Origin of the sequence: Candidatus Pelagibacter communis, from assembly GCF_001180205.1 — a bacterium.
GTDB lineage: Bacteria > Pseudomonadota > Alphaproteobacteria > Pelagibacterales > Pelagibacteraceae > Pelagibacter > Pelagibacter ubique_O.
This window is the reverse complement of record NZ_CVSU01000078.1, coordinates 1-1,057: the sequence shown is the minus strand read 5'-3', so window position 1 is coordinate 1,057 and position 1,057 is coordinate 1. Positions and strand designations below refer to the sequence as shown.

Genomic DNA, 1,057 nt, shown 5'->3' with positions numbered 1-1,057 from the left:
AGTGGTCTTACGACCATAGGCAATCGTATTATGGCTAGTACCTGCTAAATAGTTAACCTTAGAATAATAGGCTTCCTGTAACTCTATAAATGCCAAACTAGATGGATTATAAGGTATAGCTGATACACCTGTCCCAGAGGCTGTCTGTGAACCACCCATACCAATACCACGAACACCAGATTCTAGTTTTAAAAAATTACCTGCACTGGTAGCAACTTTAGTTACAACATCTGGTATATCACGATACTGGCTGTATAATGAACCTGAAAATAGTAACCCTATTAATGTTATTCTAAATAATTTCATCGAACTATGGCAAACTTGCCCACATGACTTTCTCCACTATTTTCATCTTTAACTGCAAATAGATATAATCCAGGGCTTACTTCTTGATTATTTATAGTGCGCAAATCCCAAAATAAATTTCCATCTTCTTCATCATTATGAGTAAGCTTAATAACAAACTCACCTGAAATAGTATAAATGTTAATTGTACATTTTGCCGGAATTCTAGTAAAACGAACTTTACTTAAATATTCTGTCTCATTCATCATTGAACCAACAATATAAGGATTAGGAACAACTGTAACCATATCTAATGGAGTGGATACATCTGGCCTGTACCCGGGGACTATCGATATAAAATTTACATCAAATACTGTTGTTCCTTTTGCATTTTCTAAATTTTGATAAGGACTAATCTGACTCCATTCTCCAGGATCTTCAATTGTAGTTATCTGAAGTTGCCCATTAGAAAAAATCGTATCAGCAGCCATAACGCCAATATCATAGGCAACAACTGAATAGGAATATTGAATACCATCATAAATATTGCGCTGATATATGCCATCTACATATTTATTAGAATCTACATAAGCATACTGATATTCTACACCATCTATTACTTTAGGAACCTCTAATCTAATTGATTCAAAGCCTGTATCATATCCTAAGCTAAACCATTCCGCTTGAGGATCAGGTCCAGCAAAATTGCGCCTACGTTCACATGGATTACATGTAGCATCAGTATAACAATTGACATCATCGATTAATCCCT

Annotated in this window: 2 pseudogenes; both read right to left on the bottom strand. The window is 34.9% G+C overall.

The features are described from left to right. Positions 1–306, bottom strand: a pseudogene (locus tag AMO08_RS02940) (hypothetical protein); the annotation flags it as partial. Further along, positions 303–1,057, bottom strand: a pseudogene (locus tag AMO08_RS05785) (hypothetical protein); the annotation flags it as partial. The pseudogenes AMO08_RS05785 and AMO08_RS02940, both read right to left, overlap by 4 nt.